This window comes from Kribbella qitaiheensis, from assembly GCF_042657745.1.
GTDB lineage: Bacteria > Actinomycetota > Actinomycetes > Propionibacteriales > Kribbellaceae > Kribbella > Kribbella qitaiheensis.
Genome location: NZ_JBHSKE010000034.1, coordinates 28,853 through 45,219 on the forward strand (window position 1 = coordinate 28,853; position 16,367 = coordinate 45,219).

Genomic DNA, 16,367 nt, shown 5'->3' on the forward strand with positions numbered 1-16,367 from the left:
GGGTGGATGCGGTTTCCGAAAGACGTACCGGTACTGACCGACCAGGGGATCCGGCTGCGCGCGCCGCGACTGGAGGACGTCGAGGCGATGGTGGAGATGTACCGCGACCCGGACACGCAGTACTGGGGTGGCAGTCCGCCCACCTACGACAGTGAGGAGGCCGAGCTGGATGTCACCGAGCGGATCCCGAAGGGCTGGCGGGCGCGCACTCGCCGAACCTGGGCGATCGAGTACGGCGGTGAGTACGCCGGAGCGATCACGCTCAGCAGCAGGGAGAGCGGTGTCGGCTCGGTGGGGTTCACCGGCCACCCGGCTTACCGCGGCAAGGGGCTCGCCACCCGCGCGGTCCGGCTGGTCCTCGCCCACGCCTTCGACGACCTCGGCTGGTACCGGGTCACCTGGGGCGCCTTCGTCGGCAACTGGGCAGCCCGCCGGGTCGCCTGGCGGACGGGATTCGGCAACTTCTTCACGGCCCACGGCGCGGAGCCGGCCGACGGCGAACGCCGCGACGAGTGGATCGCGTCGATCGGCTGGGACGACGAGCGCGAACCGCAGAACCACTGGTGGCAGATGCCGGTGATCGAGACCGAGCGCTTCCGGCTGCGCGAGTACCGGGACAGCGATGTGGAGCGCGCGGCCGAGATGAGCAACGACGAGCGCACCCTGCACTGGCTCGCGAACCTCCCGAAGCCGTTCGGCCGGCAGGACGCTGAGCAGTACCTCGCGCGCGGTCGGGAGGGCCAGGCCAGCGGCGAACGGGTGGGCTGGGTGGTGGCGGATCCCGACACCGACGAGCTACTCGGCGACGTCGGCGTGTTCGGTCTGCACAGCAGGTCCGACCGGACCAGCGGGGAGCTCGGCTACAGCGCGCATCCCGAGGCGCGAGGCCGCGGTCTGATCACGGCCGCCGTGGGCCGGGTGATCGAGCAGGCGTTCCTGCCGATCGACGAGGGCGGACTAGGGCGGCTGCGGCTGGAAATCCGTGCGGCCAAAGGGAATTCGGCCTCGATTCAAGTTGCCGAGGCCAACGGCTTCACCCAGGCGGGGGTGCTCCGGGCCGCGGATCACCGACGAGACGGGAGCTACGACGACCTGGTGATCTTCGACCTGCTGATCAGTGACCGCGGCTGAGGAACAGTTTCAGCGCGGACCCGGTCTTCCAGGTCCGGTGGGAGCTCGGCCCAGATGTCGGGGTCGGCGCAGCAGGTCCTCGAGGTCGTCCGTCTACTTCACCACCCGTTTGCCTTGTGGGCTGATCGCGTGCCAGGTTCCCTTGACGCCCTCACCCAGCACGTCACCGGGCTTGGTGTCCTTGGCGAACCGGTACAGCGGCCAGCCGCCGAGCGTCGCCTGCACATCCTTGTCCGGGCGGACGACCGTGCCGACCCTGGCCTCGCTCACGCCGGCACCGGCGAGGACCCCTGCCTTGGTGACGTACACCGGCTTCCAGGCGGCCAGGCAGGTCTTGCTCACGCAAACGGACCTCGGCGGATCGGTGCCATCGAGGACCGACAGATAGAGGGTGAACCCGTCCGCGTCGACCGCCGTCGGGCCGAGCTTCGTAGTACCGGCTTTGATCACCACAGGACCGGCAGGCTGGCCTACCGGGGTGGCAGGAGTTGACGGCTTCGGTGTAGCTGACGGTTTGGCTGCAGGCGGCGGTTGACTGGCTGCGGGCGCGGGAGCCGGGGCCGGTGCAGGGGCCGTCGTGGCGACATTGCCGACGGCCGGGCTCAGCGCCGCCACCGCGACGGTCGCGCCGATCACCCAGAGCATGGTGGGCAGACTCTTCAACATGGCGAACCCCTAAGCCGGGAAGACCGCGCCGTCGCGCTGCTGCACGGCTACCGGGGGCAGCGGGTCCTTGGCAGGCCCAGCCACCCGTTCACCCGTCGCGGCGTCGAACTTGCTGCCGTGGCATGGGCAGTCGATCGTGCCGCCGCCGACGCCGGTCACCACGCAGCCCTGATGCGTGCAGATCGCCGAGAACGCCGAGACCTTGCCGCTCGCGTCCTTGGTCAGCACCACGTTCTGTTCCTTCAGGATGACCCCGCCGCCCGCCGGGATGTCCGCCAACTGCGCGAGCGGAGGTTTGCCCGGATCGGCGCTTGCCGTCCCCTGTGAGGCAGGCGCCGATCCGGCCGGCGAGGGCGGAGCTTTGGTGGCGGGCTGGGTGGACTGTGTGGGCTGGGTGCTAGCGGCCGGCGGAGCCGCCTGCTGCACGATGCACCCGGTCAGGACTGCGGTCGTGGCAGCGCCTCCCGCCAGCAGGACTGTCCGGCGTTCCACCACGCTCTTGTTTTCGGTCATAGGTCTAACTCCTGTTCGCGAGGAAGGTGTCAGTCAGCGCAGCGGAACGCCGGGTTGGGCGAAGTACCAGAGCGAGGCAGTTGCCCAGGCTCCGACCAGCAGGGCGAACAGCAGCCCGCCGGCGACCGGCAGTGCCCAGCCCGGCATCCGGTTGGCCCGCAGCGCGAGCATCTTGGTCGTGAACGCCCCGTAGAAGGCACACCCGAACAAGGAGTGCAGCGTGGTCCGGGTGTCGAAGGTGCTGAATCCCAAGCTCCACAGGCAGTGGTAGGCCACCGGCAGCGTCGCCACGAAAGCCACGGCACCACTCCACCGGTGCACCTGCGACAACGCCGGAGGCGCCTTCCGCTTGACCGGCAGCCGCCCGTACATCCACAGGGCCGACACCACCTGGAAGATCCCCAGCGCTACCGCCGCCGTACCCAGCCAGGCCTTCATCGGGGTCAGCCCGGTGAAGCCGACCAGCAGGGCCAGCGGCCTCCCGGTCGGGGTGTGCGTCCGCCCGTAGTACCCCAGCGACAAGGACACCAACGCACCCACCACCGCGAACACCAGGAGCAGCGCGATCCCCTTGCGCGCGGGACCTTTGCCCGCGGTACCGGCCGGGTCCTTGCCCGCCGATCCCTGGTCCGGCGGCTCTGTCGCCAGGCCCCCGGTCGCGTCCACGTCCGCATTCATGGCGGTTCCACCCCTCCGCAGCGACAACTTGTTGAGCCCTATACGTGGCTCACGACCCCTCGGTTCAACGCCCCAGGTCCAGCCTCCGCCGCGCGTCCCCTTCCTCGGCTCCCACTCTGGCGGCTCCACCCACCCCCGGCAACCGCCCAGCCACCCTTTCCTCGGGCAGATCCGGAGCCTGCGCATCTACAGCCGGCGACCGGGGGATCACCCCTGGAAGTGATCCCGACGAGGTCGATCCGTTCCGGGGATTCGCTGCGACAGTGAGGGTATGGGGACGCCGACGGACGCGGAACTGCTGCGGGACATCGCCGCAGGGGACGAAGCCGCGCTGCGGATGCTCTACGAAAGGCACGCCGGCTGGCTGTTGCTCCGGCTGAACCGGCGCTGCGGCAACAGCGAACTGGTGGCCGGCGCGCTGCAGGACACGTTCGTCGCGGTGTGGCAGTCAGCCGGTCGCTGGCGGGGTGAAGGCGAGGTGGCGGCCTGGCTCTGGGGGATCTCGATCCGCCGCCTCGTCTCCGAGCTCCGCGGTCGTCCGGCCGCCGATCCGCTCGGCGACCACGTGGTCGACGCCGCCTCGCCGCTGGTCCAGAGCGCCGAGGACGAACTACTGCTCGGCGTCGAGTACGGCGACGTCGGCCGGGCCCTGCGGTCATTGCCGCCGGAGCTCCGGGCGACAGTCCAGGCGACCGTGATCGACGGTCTCAGCACCAAGGAGGCGGCCAAGTTGCTCGGACTTCCGCAAGGCACCGTGAAGAGCCGCCTCCGGGTGGCCAAGGTCCGGCTCCGGCGAAGCCTGATGCCGGCCCGGGACGGGTGGATCTGATGGCCACCGGATGGCACCTCAGCCCTGAACTGCTCGGCCGGTACGCCGCCGGCACGCTCGATCTCGGTCCGCAGGCGGCGGTCGAGGCCCACATCATCGTCTGCCCGGACTGCCTCGGACTGGCGTCGGCGGCCGCACCGCGGGACACCCTCGACCAGGTCTGGCAAAGTGTGGTGACCGCGACAGCGCGGCCGAGGATGCCGTGGCCGCTCCGCGTTCTGCAGCGCATCGGACTGGCGGAGACGGACGCGGTGATCCTCCGCGCTTCCAGCTCGCTCTATCGTCCGTGGCTGCTCTCGGTGGTGGGGGCGTTCGTCTTCGGCGTGGCCGGGAGCATGCTGCCGGCCGCGGAGCAGCGAGCCTTCTACCTGCTGATCGCTCCGTTGCTACCGGCAATCACCGTGGCGGCTGCCTACGACTCCACCGACCCGATCCGTGAGCTCGCGGTGGCGACTCCGTACAGCAAGCTCCGAATCGCCCTGCTGCGCACGGTTTTCGCCGTCGCGGTCGCCCTGCCCGTCGTACTGGTCGGCGGGCTCGTGCTGCCTTTCGTGGGTGCCGAGGCGTTCGCCTGGTTGCTGCCGGCCCTGACTCTGACCCTGCTCGCTCTCACCCTGCTGACCTGGTGGACCGCCAGCGCGGCTGCCGGGACCGTGGCCGCAGTCTGGCTCTTGGTCGTCGGCCTGCTCCGGACGGCCGACCAGCTCTCAGCGGTCGACACCCCCGTTGCCCAACTGGCCTTCGCTACCGCAGTCCTCCTGGCGCTGGCCGTACTCACCATCCGCATCACCTCGTACCGCGCACCAGGAGGCTACGCATGAGCGACCGCATCGCCGTCCTCGACGGCGTCACCAAGTCCTACAGCGGCACTGAGGCGCTGCACCCGACCGACCTCGAGTTCGGCTCCGGCGTGATCGGCCTGCTCGGTCCGAACGGCGCCGGCAAGTCCACCATGCTGCGGCTGCTGGCCACCGCGATGCCACCCACCGCGGGCCGGATCGTGGTCGGCGGCCACGAGGTCACCGGCAGTGTCTCCGAACGCACCGCCGCGCGCCGCAGGCTGAGCTACCTGCCCCAGGAGGTCGGCATCCCCCGCCGGATGACCGCCTTCGCCTTCCTCGACTACATCGCCGTGCTGAAGGAGTGGAAGGACCGTGAGGCCAGGCACCGCGAGGTGATCCGGGTGCTCGGTCTGGTCAACCTCGAGGATCGCCGCACCAAGCGGGTGTCAGCGCTGTCCGGTGGTCAGCGCCGCCGGCTCGCCCTGGCGCAGGCGCTGATGGGCGATCCCGACCTGATCATCCTGGACGAACCGACCACCGGTCTCGACCCCGAGCAACGCGCCTCCCTGCGCGGCATCCTCTCGTCGTACTCCGAGCGCGGATCCGTGCTGCTGGCGACCCACCAGACCGAGGACGTCTCGGCGCTGTGCGACCGGGTGATCATCCTCGACGAGGGGCGGATCCGCTTCGACGGAACGGTTCCCGACCTGGTCGCTCTCGCGGACGGCCAGGTCTGGGTCGGCGCCGAGGCGAACTCCGGGGCCCTGTCGTCCTGGCGCACCGGCAACGGCGAGATCCGTTCACTCGGTGGTGCGCCGGCGCCAGGCAGTCGCCTCGCGGATCCAGCGGTGGAGGACGCCTATCTGCTGGTCCGCAACACCACTGACGCCGACGCGTCGACCGCCGGCAGCACCTCTGGTGGCAGCACCGGCGCCGGGGCGAGCAGGATCGGAGAGGGACGATGAGTGCCGTCTCAGTTCCGCTGCGGACCGCGGCGGGGGAATCGATGCTCGCCCAACTCGCCCGGAAGGAGATCGGCCGGTACCTCCGGCACCCGCTGTTCGGGGTCGGCGTCGTACTCGTCGCGCTGACCTCGATCGGCGAACCCGACGGCAACATGTCCTCGCTGGGCAACGTGATCGCTCCCGCCGCCGGACTGGGCGTGATCGGGTTGCTGGTGATGGCCTCGCTCACCCGCGGCTCCGACCAGATCGCCGAGTCCGCCGGCACCGTGGTGGTCAGCGAACGCACCCGCACCCTCGGACTGGTCACCGCTCTGATCGTCCCGTTCACCGCCGGCCTGATCTGGCTGGCCTGGGCGATCTGGGCGTACCAGCACTGGCCACCGGCCCCGAACGGCGCGCCTTTCGGTGCCGTGGGCAATGACTGGGCCTACGCGAACCTGATCGCCCTCGGCCTGCTGCCATCCCTCGGCGGCCCGATTCTCGGCCTGATCATCGGCCGCTGGGTACAGCGCCGCGGTGCTGCTCCGCTGTTCGCCGTACTGCTGGTGGCCGAAACCATCATCATGCAAGGCATTTTCGAGCCGCTGCGCTATCTCCGCCCGATCGCGCCCTGGGTGTACTTCGGCGGCCCGACCGGCATCCCCGAGGACCCCGAGCGCACCGCGATCATGACCGGATCACCCCAGTGGTACTCCGTCTATCTGTTCGTACTGTGCGCGCTGGGCGTCGTCATCGCACTCCTGCACGACCGCGAGCAGCCCCGGAGGAAGCTGGTGATCGCCCTGGCGGTGCTCGCCGTCGTTGCCGTGGTGACCTGCACGCTCGCCATCACCACCGGCGTCCAGGAAACGATGATCAACCCGCTGCCGTCAGGACAGCCGTGATCTCGTACGCCGCCCGTGCCGTGCCCTGGGGAGTCCTCGGCACCGGCGCGGGCCTGATGGTCGGGCTGCTGCTCCTCGTCGAGTACCGCCCGTACACGTTGTGGCCGCTCCAGGGAGCTGCCGTCGGCCTTCTCGCCGGCATGGCGGTCTGGTGCTACCAAGAACCGGCCGCGGTGCTCGTCGACACGCTGCCCCGCGGCATGGCCTGGCGAACCATCGCGCGATCGGCCGGAGCGGTCGGTCTGCTGGCGATCTGGCTGGTGGCGGTAAAGGAGACTGACACCAGCTACTTCGGCCACGCCGGCGACGTCGCCTGGCAAGGAGTCGCCGCCTTGATCGCAGCCACCGGCTTCATGACGTGGCGCCGCTCGCGAGGGTCCACCGGCCCGGCCGCAGCCGCCTCCGGGGGCATCGTGGCTGTCACCCTCTTCATCGCCCTGGCGAGACCCTTCGCCGAGCAGATCCCCCTCTTCCCCTACACCGCCGCCGACGACTGGACCACCAGCCGGATTCTGTGGACGGGCCTCGGCCTGGCCGGGGTGGGAATCCCCTTCCTCCTCCGCGCGAACCGACCCGCACCACCCCGCCGTACCGGTGCTTGACCTAGACAGCGGTCTAGCTCCTAGGTTCGGGAGCCCACGACCTGAACCTAGGAGCCACACCCATGCGCTACCGCACACTCGGCGGGACCGGTATCGAGGTGAGCGTGCACTGCCTCGGCACGATGATGTTCGGTGCGGTCGGCAACCCCGACCACACCGACAGTGCCCGGATCATCCACGCCGCCCTCGATCAGGGCATCAACTTCGTCGACACCGCCGACATGTACTCCGCCGGCGAGTCCGAGCAGATCGTCGGCAAGGCCCTCAAGGGCCGGCGTGACGACGTCGTACTCGCCACCAAGGTGCACTTCGCGATGGGCGAGGGCCCGAACCGCGGCGGCAACTCGCGGCGCTGGATCACCCACGAGGTCGAGCAGAGCCTGCGCCGCCTGGACACCGACTGGATCGACCTCTACCAGGTGCACCGGCCGGACCACACCACCGACCTCGAGGAAACCCTGTCGGTGCTGACGGATCTGGTCAGTCAGGGCAAGATCCGCGCCTTCGGCTGCTCGACCTTCCCGGCCGAGGAGATCGTCGAGGCGTACCACGTGTCCGAGCGCCGCGGTCTCGGCAAGTTCCGCACCGAGCAGCCGCCGTACTCGCTGATCTCCCGGGGCATCGAGCGTTCGCTGCTGCCGACCTGCCGGCGGCTGGGGATGGGGGTGCTGACCTGGAGTCCGCTCGCGTCGGGATTCCTGTCCGGCAAGGTGCGCAAGAACCAGCCCGTCGACCTCACCACCGGCCGCGCCGCGCTGACGCCGTTCCGCTTCGACCCGTCGATCCCGTCCAACGCGGCGAAGTTCGACGCCCTCGAGCAGTTGGTAGAAGTTGCCGACGGCATCGGTTGCTCGTTGCCCGAACTCGCGCTCGCCTTCGTCGTCTCGCACCCGGCCGTCACCTCGGTGATCAGCGGACCGCGCACGATGGAGCAACTGGAAGGTCTCCTCAAGCGAGCCGATCTCACCCTCGACGACGAAACCCTCGACCGCATCGACGAGATCGTCCCACCCGGCACCGACCTCTACCACCCCGACGGCGCCTGGCAACCCGCCAGCCTCACCGACCCCACCAACCGCCGCCGCCCCCTCGCCGACCGCTCCGCCGCCTGACCCAGGCCGCGCAGTCTGTGGGGTAACGCCCAAGGTGCAGGGTGGCCCCCGGATTCTCGGGAGGCCACCCCGCCTCCGCGGAGTCACGACAGTTAGCCGATCCTCCCGGGACGACTCGTCGGCGTGGCAGAAGCGCTCGCCGCGTGGATCTCCTTGGTGAGATCGAGGATCTCGTTGGACTGGCGGAGCAGCCTCTCGTTGTGTTGGTCCTCCTCCTGGACTGTCCGCCAAGGCTTCGTCCGCGATCACGTGGCGCTTGTCGTCGGCGCGGTTCTGGCTGATCATGACGAATGTCGACAGGAAGATGGCCTCCAGCGACACGATCATCGTCAGCAGTCCGAAGGGGTAGTCCTCGACCCCGAGGGCGATCCACAAGCTGAACCAGATGGCATGGATGTAGACGAACGTCATCGAGCCTGTGAACAGCGTGATCTGGTCGGCAACCCGGTTCTCCCCGCGCTTGCTGCGCTCGCGGAGATGCCGCACCAGCGCCGGGCTGACCGGTTCCGGGTGGGTCATCGCAAACTTCCTGTAGCTGATGCCGCCGCGGGCAGGTCATTGACCATTCCTGCCCGCGGCAACGGGCGTGCTCCAAGGAGGACTGGGGCTTGCTGACCATCAGTCCGACTGGACGACTACGCGTTGACTTCGGCCTTCGCCAGCTGGTCCGCGTAGGCGCGGGCGTGGATTGCGTCGAGGACGGTCAGCTGCGCGCTCTCGACCGCCCAGTTGGCGAAGTCGAGAGATTCGGCCGCGTCGGATTCCGCCCAGTCCGCGTCCTTCGCTGCGACCTTGGCATCGACGTGGCGGGCCCGCTTGTCGGCGTTTGCCTTGGCGTCGCTCATCTTGGCCGCGGTGTCAGCCTTCAGCTGCGCCCATTTCGCCCGAGCACTGTCGGCGCTCTGCGAGACCTCCTGCCGTGCATTCTGGACCGACTGGTCCAAGTCGGCCTGAGCCCGACCGATCCGCTCCTTGAGCTTCGCATCGGACTCGGTCGCGGCCGCCCGCACCGCCGACCTGGCCGTCTCGACCCGCTTCTGCAGTTCATCCAGCCGTGTTGAGAAGTTCGTGTGCTGAGTCATGCGTTTCCACCTGTCTTGGATTCCGGCCCGGCAAGGGCCACTTGTTATACACCTACAACACTGACGATATCGTCAGTTGTGTAGACATGGCAAGGGCTCATCGAGAAGATCTGACGAAATCTTCAGTCTGCTGCCTCACGACGAGCGCCCGTCAGACGTGAGAGAGACGCCTGCGGGTGCCCTTCCGGAGCACCATCACCTGCGTTGTCCGCGATGGGCGAGACATACGGCTCCGACGGAGGTCGGAGACAGGCGAACCGAAGCCGGCCAGAGTCTGGCACCGGGTCGACTCAGGCCACCGACGTCAGGGTCGAGTGGTCGCGGCAGCTCGTGCCCGACCAGCGGCCGGCGAGCCGGCCCGCCGAGTCAGCCGCAATCACGCCCAGCCCGGAGGTGACTTCGCCGCGGTGCGGCAGCCGCGGGACGCGCTACTGATCGGATCCCGCCAAACGCTGGGCAGAAGCGATCTGTCAGGCCGCCGAGCCGTTGCCGGGGACGGCGTCGATCTCCGGCAGCGGGAGCGTGCAGATCCGCCGTGCCGATCGCCGCGGTACGCCGAACATGCGCAGCAGGTCCTCGGTCACCCGGTCGGTAGTCTCCTCGACGTCGCGGTTCGGCTGGTCGTGCAGCAGGTGACCGAGGGCGAGCAGGGCTCCGGCAGACATCGTGACGGCGACGTCGAGATCCTCGACGTCGAAGCGGCCGGCATCCACGGCGGCCGCGATGTCCCGCCGGACGCGTGGCGCCAGGCCGTTGTCGGCGCTGAGCAACCGCAGCATGTTGTTGAGCAGGACGCGGCTGAGTTCCGGCTCCCTGCGGTGCAGCCGCCCAGTGAGCCGGAAGCTACAGGCGAACACCTCCGCGGGGTCCTCGATGTCGGCCGTCAATTTGTCGAGCAGCTGACCGTAGGCGTCCATCACTGCCTCGACAGCCGCCTCGAACAGTTGCTCCTTGGTCTCGAAGTGGTTGTAGAAGGAGCCCAGCCCGACGTCGGCGGCCTGGGTGATCTCCAGGATCGGCACGTTCGTCCTGCCCTCGGCGATGAGCGTCTGCGCAGCCCGGACGAGAGCCGCTCGCGTCTGGGCCTTGCGCCGGCCCAGGCGGTTGGCCTGCTGCGTGGGTGCGTTGCTCAAGACCGCTCCTCTGCGTCTTCGTCCCGGTTGCGTGTGCCCATCCTAGCGTGGCCAGTCAGAAATGACGAAAACCTCAAAGACCACTTGACTGAGCATATACTCATAAGTGACGATACCGTCATCTACTATCCAAGGAGCGGCAATGAGCGGTCACCACGGGACGCACAACGACCTGCACAGCGGGCATGGCGCGCTGCCCGCCGAGCACCCGGGACGTGCGAAGAACCCCGTCGTCAAGGTGCTCGACCTGGCCTGGCTCGAGTTCGTCAAGCCCGACTTGGTCGCCTCGGAGCGCTTCGCGCACGCGTTCGGGTTCACCACGGTGAGCCGGACGGCGGACGAGCTGCAGCTCCGCGGGACCGACGCCGGCGCGCCCTGTGTGATCGTCCGGCGTGGTCCGCGCTCGAGGTATCTCGGTGCGGCCTTCCGGGCCGCGGACTCCACCGACGTGGCGCGGCTCGCCGACGCCACCGGGACGAAGGTCCGAAAGCTGCCGGAGCATCTGGGCGGTGTCACCGCGGACCTGACCGACCCGGGTGGGGTCATGGTCCGGGTTGTCGCCGACACCCACGAGCTCCCGACACTGCCGCCCCAGCCGACGCAGGTGTTCAACTGGGGGCACGATGTGCATCGCGCCAACTCCACGCAGCGCCCGCCGCGTGCCCCCGCGAAGATCCTGCGATTGGGCCACGTCGTGCTCCAGACAACGAGGTACATCGAGTCCCTGAACTGGTACCTGGAGCACCTCGGTCTCATCGTCAGCGACTTCAAGTACTTCGAGGGGCAGCGCGAGCGTGGCCCCACGATGAGCTTCATCCGCTGCGACCGCGGCATGACTCCCACCGACCACCACACGCTGGCGATGATGCTCGGTCCCAGCAACCGGTACGTGCACTCGGCGTACCAGGTGGGAGACCTCGACGCGATGGCCGCCGGTGGCGCGTACCTCCGCGAGCTCGGTTTCTACCGCTCTTGGGGGATCGGTCGTCACGTCGAGGGTAGCCAGATCTTCGACTACTGGCGCGACCCGGACGGGCTGCTGGTCGAGCACTTCGCGGACGGTGACCTGTTCGACAGCACCCTCGAGCCTGGTTGGTCGCCGATGACGACGTCCGGGCTGGCCCAGTGGGGACCGCAGGCCACCAAGGACTTCCTGGGTCTCACACCAGGACGAGACGCGTTGCGCGAGCTGGTGTCGATGGCTCGCTCACTTCGTGAAGACAACGAGTTCGACCTGACCCGCCTGCGCGGCCTCCTGAAAGTGACGAGTTCATGAGCATCACGATCCTTCGTACGCCCGACGCCTGGTGGGTCCGCACTCCCGGCGGCGCCGCACGCATCACCACAGAGGCCACGACCACCGGCGGGCTGCTCGCCGAGCACGAGCAGATCGAGGCCGCCCGCGGTAGTCGGACGACCGTCGACCCGGCCACCCTCGACGTGGTGACCCCGGTGACGGCGCCGTGCCGGGTGGTGGCGCAGATGACGAACTTCGCCAGCCATGTGAAGGACTCAGGACTCGACCCGGACACCATCCCGCTGACGTTCTTCCGCAAGACGTCGGGCTCGCTCAGCGGTCCTTTCGACGACATCGTCCGCCCGGGTCACGTGCGCTACCTCGACTACGAGGTCGAGATCGGCCTCGTGATCGGCCGGGAGCTGCCGGTGGGCACACAGGTCACCGCGGACAACTGGACCTCGTTCGTGGCCGGCCTGGTGGTGACCAACGACGTCTCGGCCCGAGATGTGCAGCTGCCGAAGACCCAGTTCTTCGAGTCCAAGTCGTACCCGACCTTCACGCCGGTCGGGCCGTCGCTGGTCCTGCTCGACGACGACGAGCTCAAGCGGTTCGGCCACCTGCGCCTGCGCCTCTGGGTCAACGGCGAGCTGCGCCAGGAGTCGGTGGTCGACGACGACATGATCTACTCACCTCTCGAGGCCCTGCAGGCGCTGAGCCGGTTCCAGCGGCTGGACGCCGGTGACCTGCTCCTGACCGGGACCCCGGAAGGCACCGCCCTCAGCGCACCGCCGAAGCCGGTCGAGATCATCGCCGCGCTCCTGCCCCCCGCGCTGAAATGGAAGATCTTCTTCCAGCGGCAGGCCCAGAACCCCAAGTACCTCAAGCACGGCGACGTCGTCGAGGTCGCCGTCGGCACTGACGACGGTGCGATCGACCTCGGTCGGCAGCGCACCGTCGTGAGGACAGCCTGATGGGCGACCTGCTCTGGCCGACGTACGACGGGCCCGGCGACGTCGCTGCGATCGAGGCCGTGCCGCTCGCCGACCGTGGCCTTCCGGGTACGACGTACGAGCTCCTCGTGCGGGCCGCGGGCCTCTGGCCGGACCGCGTCGCCCTGTCCGTGCTCCCGGACGGCGAACGGTGGGAGCAGCCGGCGGAGCGATCGTACGCCGAGCTGCTGATGGACGTGCATCGCTACGCCAACGTGCTCCACACGCTTGGAGTGCGTCGAAGCGACGGGGTCGCCCTCTTCGCCCCGAACTGCGACGAGCTCGTCACCGCAACCCTGGCCGCCCAGCTCGCCGGCATCGCGGCGCCGATCAACACCGGGCTCTCCGCGGAGCACATCGCCGAACTCCTGCGCAGGTCAGGCGCCCGGGTCCTCGTGGCTGCCGGTCCCGAACTCGCACCGGAGGTGTGGGAGAGCGCCCGGCAGCTCGCCGTCGAGGCCGGCATGGAAGCCCTCCTCGCCCTGGGTCCGACGCGGGCCGCGCCGGCCGAGGCAGAGCTACATCCGCTAGAGATGGTACGCATCGGCGACCTGTCCGCCCTCGCGGCGGAGCAGCCACACGACGCCTTCGTGGGTGAAACACCCTCGGCCACCGACCTCGCGGCTCTCTTCCACACCGGAGGCACGACCGGCACGCCGAAAGTCGCCACACACACCCACGCCAACGAGGTCAGCGACGCCTGGATGATCGCTGCCAGCAACCTGCTGCACGACGATGCAGTGGTGTTCGCGGCGCTGCCGCTCTTCCACGTCAACGCCCTCCTCGTGACCGTTCTGGCCCCGCTGTTCAGGGGCCTCCAGGTCATCTGGGCAGGCCCCGAGGGCTACCGCGACCAAGCGCTCCACACGCACTTCTGGAAGCTCGTCGAGCGCTACGGGGTCACCACGATGAGCGCCGTGCCCACCGTGTACTCCGTCCTGGCCGGCTATCCCATCGACGCCGACATCAGCAGCCTCCGCTTCGCCGTCGTCGGCGCTTCACCCCTTCCGCAGGCAGTCCGGGACGGCTTTGAATCCGCCACCGGCATCCGGCTGGTCGAGGGCTACGGCCTCACCGAGGCCACGTGCGTCAGCGCACTGAGCTTTCCCCACCATCCGCGTCCCGGGTCCGTCGGCCAGCGCCTGCCGTACCAGCACGTTCGGGCGGTCCAGATCACCGCCGATGGTGAGTGGGTCGACCTGCCTGCCGGTCAGGTCGGGGTGCTCGCCATCAGCGGGCCGACCGTGTTCCCCGGCTACGTCACCCGCAGGACTCCCGACGGGCCTGTGCTGGACGGCATGGGCAAGCTGCGCGACGGCTGGCTGGACACCGGGGACCTGGCCTGGGTCGACCCGGACGGCTTCATCCACCTCGCCGGCCGAGCCAAGGATCTGATCATCCGCGGCGGTCACAACATCGACCCGGCGGTCATCGAGAGCGTGCTGCTGGCACACCCGGCGGTCGCGGCCGCGCAGGCGGTGGGTCGTCCGGACCTGCACGCCGGCGAAGTGCCCGTCGCATTCGTCACGCTCAACCCCAGCGCCAGCGCGACCCCCGAAGAACTACGTGCCTGGGCCGGCGACCACGTGCCCGAGCAAGCGGCGGCGCCCAAGGCCGTCACCGTGCTGGACGCACTCCCCGTCACCCTCGTCGGCAAGCCGTTCAAACCCGCCTTGCGCGCCAAGGCCACCCGAGACGCCGTCGCCGACGCGCTCCGCGACATCCCCTCGGTCACCGGAGTCCGAGCAACGGCCGAGGACGGCGCGGTCCTCGTCGTCGTCGGTCTCGCCCACGGCGCCGACGAGACCCCAATCAGGAAAACACTCGACCGCTTCACCATCACCTGGAGATTGGAACTGTCATGAACCCCACATCGATTCTTGCGGGCATCCTCGTCGTAGCCTTCGCGGCCCTCGGCTCGGCCAAGCTCGCCGCGGTACCCGCTATGCGTGCAAAGGCCGAACACGTGGGCTTCAGCGTCGCGGCCTACCGACGGATCGGCCTCCTCGAGGTCCTCGCCGTGGTCGGCCTGCTCGTCGGCGCGTTCGTCCCGGTGATCGGCGCCCTGGCCGCCGCGGGACTCCTGATGCTCCTCGGTGGGGCAGTCGTGGCACACCTCCGCAACGGCGACCGCGCGCGTGTGATCGCACCGGCCGTGGTCCTCAGCCTGGTGACGCTCAGCTTCCTCCTTCTCGTGGTCGCAGACCTGCGATGAACCGTTCTCAGCGGACCAGCGCCGACCCGGTTCCCGTCGTGATCGTGGGGGCCGGCCCCGTCGGCGTCACCGCCGCCACCCTTCTCGGGCAGTACGGCGTCGACTGCCTCGTCCTGGACCGCTGGGACGGCGTCTACCCCCAGCCGCGGGCCGTCCACCTCGACGACGAGACCTATCGGATCCTCGTGCGACTCGGCATAGCCAAACAGTTCGCAGCCGTGTCCCGGCCCACTCGCGGACTGCAGCTGATCGACCGGAACCACCGTGTGTTCGCGGTGCTCGACCGGGCCGACGATCACGGCCGACACGGACACCCCAAGGCCAACATGTTCGACCAGCCCGAGCTCGAGCACCTGATGCGCACCAACCTCAAGGACCAGACCACAGTCAGTCTGCGCGGGAACGTCGAAGTCACCGACGTTGCCCAGGACGGCCGGAATCGGGTCCGGGTGGACTTTACCGACCGGCTCACCGGCGAGCACGAGTCCGTGTTGGCCACCTACGTCCTGGGCTGCGACGGAGCCAACAGCGTGGTGCGCACGGCGATCGGCTCGACGATGGAGGATCTCAAGTTCGAGCAGCGCTGGCTTGTGGTCGACGTGGCCTGCACGGTCGAGCTCGACCAGTGGGAAGGCGTGCACCAGGTCTGCGACCCCGAGCGCGCGGCGACGTACATGCGCATCAGCGACGCCCGCTACCGCTGGGAGTTCCGGCTGCTGGCGGGCGAGACCGCCGCTGACTTCGAATCCATCCGAGCCCTCCAAACCCTCATCGGACCGTGGGTCGAGGGCATCCCCAGCGACCGGCTCGAGCTGGTGCGCGTCGCGGAGTACACCTTCCGCGCTCAGTTGGCGGACCGCTGGCGAGACGGCAATGTGTTCCTCCTCGGCGACGCCGCCCACCTCACGCCCCCCTTCATCGGACAGGGGTTGTGCGCTGGACTCCGCGACTCGATGAACCTCAGCTGGAAGATCGCGGGCGTCCTCTCCAAAGATCTGCCCGAGTCGGTGCTCGACACCTACGAGGTGGAGCGCAAACCACACGCCCGGGCCCTCATCCAGCTCGCCAAGCTCGTCGGCGTCTCCATGACTCAGGGCGGCAGGGCGGGTGGCCTGCTCCGCGGCGCTATCGCCCCGCGGCTGCACTGGGTACCCGGCCTCCGCGCCCGCCTCCTCGACAGCGAGACCCCACCGCTGCGCCGGTCCGATCTGGTGGATCGTCCTAGGCTCCGCAAGTCTCTCAACGGACGGCTGTGTCCGAACGCGTCCCTGACGAATGGCATCCGATACGACGACGTGGCCAGTCGCGGGTTCGTGTTCGTGAGCCGCGTACCGCTATCACCCGCGCAGCGGGCGGTGCTGGCGGGCCGCGGGACGGAGGTGCTCGAGGTGGCACCCGGCTCAGCCCTGTACAAGTGGCTCGCAGACGGCAAGGCTGCGGCCGCACTGGTACGACCGGACTTCACGGTGCTGCGGGTCGGCCGCGACATCGCAGCGCTCTGCGATGCAGCACCGAGGTTCCTGGTTGCCTGAGGGTCGCGTCGTCA

The 16,367-nt window shown here is 69.1% G+C and carries 17 protein-coding genes and 1 pseudogene; 12 read left to right on the forward strand and 6 right to left on the reverse strand.

Going from position 1 to position 16,367, the window contains the following annotated elements:
- Positions 1–6: 6 nt before the first annotated feature.
- Positions 7–1,131 carry a GNAT family N-acetyltransferase gene (locus tag ACFPJ1_RS22655; protein WP_380106758.1) on the forward strand — a complete coding sequence of 375 codons (1,125 nt, stop codon included), beginning with the start codon at positions 7–9 and terminating at the stop codon, positions 1,129–1,131.
- A 93-nt stretch (positions 1,132–1,224) separates the two neighbouring features.
- Here ACFPJ1_RS22655 and ACFPJ1_RS22660 read toward each other — a convergent pair whose 3' ends face one another.
- Genes ACFPJ1_RS22660 through ACFPJ1_RS22670 form a run of 3 tightly spaced genes read right to left on the reverse strand, consistent with a single transcriptional unit; the run spans position 1,225 to position 2,988 of the window.
- The gene (locus ACFPJ1_RS22660; protein WP_380106760.1) at positions 1,225–1,797 is read right to left on the reverse strand and encodes a COG4315 family predicted lipoprotein; all 573 of its coding nucleotides are present in this window, start codon (positions 1,795–1,797) and stop codon (positions 1,225–1,227) included.
- Between the two features lie 9 nt (positions 1,798–1,806).
- Positions 1,807–2,310, reverse strand: a complete 504-nt coding sequence (locus ACFPJ1_RS22665) for a Rieske (2Fe-2S) protein (protein ID WP_380106761.1) — start codon at positions 2,308–2,310, stop codon at positions 1,807–1,809.
- A 33-nt stretch (positions 2,311–2,343) separates the two neighbouring features.
- Positions 2,344–2,988: a DUF6529 family protein gene (locus ACFPJ1_RS22670; protein ID WP_380106763.1), complete on the reverse strand. Its 645-nt coding sequence runs from the start codon at positions 2,986–2,988 to the stop codon at positions 2,344–2,346.
- A 271-nt stretch (positions 2,989–3,259) separates the two neighbouring features.
- Here ACFPJ1_RS22670 and ACFPJ1_RS22675 point away from each other — a divergent pair, with 271 nt between their 5' ends.
- The 6 genes from ACFPJ1_RS22675 (at position 3,260) to ACFPJ1_RS22700 (ending at position 8,162) form a co-directional block, all read left to right on the forward strand.
- Complete coding sequence (locus ACFPJ1_RS22675) at positions 3,260–3,817, forward strand: RNA polymerase sigma factor (RefSeq protein WP_380106764.1); 558 nt, start codon at positions 3,260–3,262, stop codon at positions 3,815–3,817.
- Positions 3,817–4,638 carry a zf-HC2 domain-containing protein gene (locus ACFPJ1_RS22680; RefSeq protein WP_380106766.1) on the forward strand — a complete coding sequence of 274 codons (822 nt, stop codon included), beginning with the start codon at positions 3,817–3,819 and terminating at the stop codon, positions 4,636–4,638. Before ACFPJ1_RS22675 ends, ACFPJ1_RS22680 begins: the two co-directional genes overlap by 1 nt.
- The gene (locus tag ACFPJ1_RS22685) at positions 4,635–5,564 is read left to right on the forward strand and encodes an ATP-binding cassette domain-containing protein (protein ID WP_380106767.1); all 930 of its coding nucleotides are present in this window, start codon (positions 4,635–4,637) and stop codon (positions 5,562–5,564) included. Before ACFPJ1_RS22680 ends, ACFPJ1_RS22685 begins: the two co-directional genes overlap by 4 nt.
- Positions 5,561–6,448, forward strand: coding sequence for a hypothetical protein (locus ACFPJ1_RS22690; RefSeq protein ID WP_380106769.1), 888 nt, complete (start codon positions 5,561–5,563; stop codon positions 6,446–6,448). Before ACFPJ1_RS22685 ends, ACFPJ1_RS22690 begins: the two co-directional genes overlap by 4 nt.
- Positions 6,445–7,050, forward strand: coding sequence for a hypothetical protein (locus tag ACFPJ1_RS22695; protein ID WP_380106770.1), 606 nt, complete (start codon positions 6,445–6,447; stop codon positions 7,048–7,050). The genes ACFPJ1_RS22690 and ACFPJ1_RS22695 overlap by 4 nt, the downstream gene beginning before the upstream one ends.
- Before the next feature lie 62 nt (positions 7,051–7,112).
- Positions 7,113–8,162, forward strand: coding sequence for an aldo/keto reductase (locus ACFPJ1_RS22700; protein WP_380106772.1), 1,050 nt, complete (start codon positions 7,113–7,115; stop codon positions 8,160–8,162).
- A 246-nt stretch (positions 8,163–8,408) separates the two neighbouring features.
- On the opposite strand, the pseudogene ACFPJ1_RS22705 reads toward ACFPJ1_RS22700, so the two are convergent.
- From ACFPJ1_RS22705 to ACFPJ1_RS22715, 3 genes and pseudogenes are all read right to left on the reverse strand, one after another.
- Positions 8,409–8,681: pseudogene (locus ACFPJ1_RS22705) on the reverse strand (DUF1003 domain-containing protein); the annotation flags it as partial.
- A 116-nt stretch (positions 8,682–8,797) separates the two neighbouring features.
- Positions 8,798–9,244 (reverse strand): hypothetical protein, encoded by a 447-nt coding sequence (locus ACFPJ1_RS22710; protein ID WP_380106774.1) that lies wholly within the window; start codon positions 9,242–9,244, stop codon positions 8,798–8,800.
- Positions 9,245–9,714: 470 nt separating this feature from the next.
- Complete coding sequence (locus tag ACFPJ1_RS22715; protein WP_380106776.1) at positions 9,715–10,377, reverse strand: TetR/AcrR family transcriptional regulator; 663 nt, start codon at positions 10,375–10,377, stop codon at positions 9,715–9,717.
- A gap of 142 nt (positions 10,378–10,519) precedes the next feature.
- Between ACFPJ1_RS22715 and ACFPJ1_RS22720 the strand changes: the two genes are divergently transcribed.
- From ACFPJ1_RS22720 to mhpA, 5 genes are read left to right on the forward strand one after another with little or no spacing between them, the layout of a single operon-like run.
- Positions 10,520–11,653: a VOC family protein gene (locus ACFPJ1_RS22720; RefSeq protein ID WP_380106778.1), complete on the forward strand. Its 1,134-nt coding sequence runs from the start codon at positions 10,520–10,522 to the stop codon at positions 11,651–11,653.
- Positions 11,650–12,588, forward strand: a complete 939-nt coding sequence (locus ACFPJ1_RS22725; protein WP_380106780.1) for a fumarylacetoacetate hydrolase family protein — start codon at positions 11,650–11,652, stop codon at positions 12,586–12,588. Before ACFPJ1_RS22720 ends, ACFPJ1_RS22725 begins: the two co-directional genes overlap by 4 nt.
- Complete coding sequence (locus tag ACFPJ1_RS22730) at positions 12,588–14,471, forward strand: acyl-CoA synthetase (RefSeq protein ID WP_380106782.1); 1,884 nt, start codon at positions 12,588–12,590, stop codon at positions 14,469–14,471. The genes ACFPJ1_RS22725 and ACFPJ1_RS22730 overlap by 1 nt, the downstream gene beginning before the upstream one ends.
- Entirely contained in the window at positions 14,468–14,821 is a 354-nt protein-coding gene (locus tag ACFPJ1_RS22735) for a DoxX family protein (protein ID WP_132189266.1), read from the forward strand. Before ACFPJ1_RS22730 ends, ACFPJ1_RS22735 begins: the two co-directional genes overlap by 4 nt.
- Positions 14,818–16,353, forward strand: coding sequence for a bifunctional 3-(3-hydroxy-phenyl)propionate/3-hydroxycinnamic acid hydroxylase MhpA (gene mhpA / locus ACFPJ1_RS22740; protein ID WP_380106783.1), 1,536 nt, complete (start codon positions 14,818–14,820; stop codon positions 16,351–16,353). Before ACFPJ1_RS22735 ends, mhpA begins: the two co-directional genes overlap by 4 nt.
- Positions 16,354–16,367: the final 14 nt, after the last annotated feature.

Bases quoted from the DNA above. Each gene is read 5' to 3' on its own strand.
- ACFPJ1_RS22655 (WP_380106758.1), top strand. From the start codon at position 7: ATGCGGTTTCCGAAAGACGTACCGGTACTGACCGACCAGGGGATCCGG.
- ACFPJ1_RS22660 (WP_380106760.1), bottom strand. From the start codon at position 1,797: ATGTTGAAGAGTCTGCCCACCATGCTCTGGGTGATCGGCGCGACCGTC.
- ACFPJ1_RS22665 (WP_380106761.1), bottom strand. From the start codon at position 2,310: ATGACCGAAAACAAGAGCGTGGTGGAACGCCGGACAGTCCTGCTGGCG.
- ACFPJ1_RS22670 (WP_380106763.1), bottom strand. From the start codon at position 2,988: ATGAATGCGGACGTGGACGCGACCGGGGGCCTGGCGACAGAGCCGCCG.
- ACFPJ1_RS22675 (WP_380106764.1), top strand. From the start codon at position 3,260: ATGGGGACGCCGACGGACGCGGAACTGCTGCGGGACATCGCCGCAGGG.
- ACFPJ1_RS22680 (WP_380106766.1), top strand. From the start codon at position 3,817: ATGGCCACCGGATGGCACCTCAGCCCTGAACTGCTCGGCCGGTACGCC.
- ACFPJ1_RS22685 (WP_380106767.1), top strand. From the start codon at position 4,635: ATGAGCGACCGCATCGCCGTCCTCGACGGCGTCACCAAGTCCTACAGC.
- ACFPJ1_RS22690 (WP_380106769.1), top strand. From the start codon at position 5,561: ATGAGTGCCGTCTCAGTTCCGCTGCGGACCGCGGCGGGGGAATCGATG.
- ACFPJ1_RS22700 (WP_380106772.1), top strand. From the start codon at position 7,113: ATGCGCTACCGCACACTCGGCGGGACCGGTATCGAGGTGAGCGTGCAC.
- ACFPJ1_RS22710 (WP_380106774.1), bottom strand. From the start codon at position 9,244: ATGACTCAGCACACGAACTTCTCAACACGGCTGGATGAACTGCAGAAG.
- ACFPJ1_RS22720 (WP_380106778.1), top strand. From the start codon at position 10,520: ATGAGCGGTCACCACGGGACGCACAACGACCTGCACAGCGGGCATGGC.
- ACFPJ1_RS22725 (WP_380106780.1), top strand. From the start codon at position 11,650: ATGAGCATCACGATCCTTCGTACGCCCGACGCCTGGTGGGTCCGCACT.
- ACFPJ1_RS22730 (WP_380106782.1), top strand. From the start codon at position 12,588: ATGGGCGACCTGCTCTGGCCGACGTACGACGGGCCCGGCGACGTCGCT.
- ACFPJ1_RS22735 (WP_132189266.1), top strand. From the start codon at position 14,468: ATGAACCCCACATCGATTCTTGCGGGCATCCTCGTCGTAGCCTTCGCG.
- mhpA (WP_380106783.1), top strand. From the start codon at position 14,818: ATGAACCGTTCTCAGCGGACCAGCGCCGACCCGGTTCCCGTCGTGATC.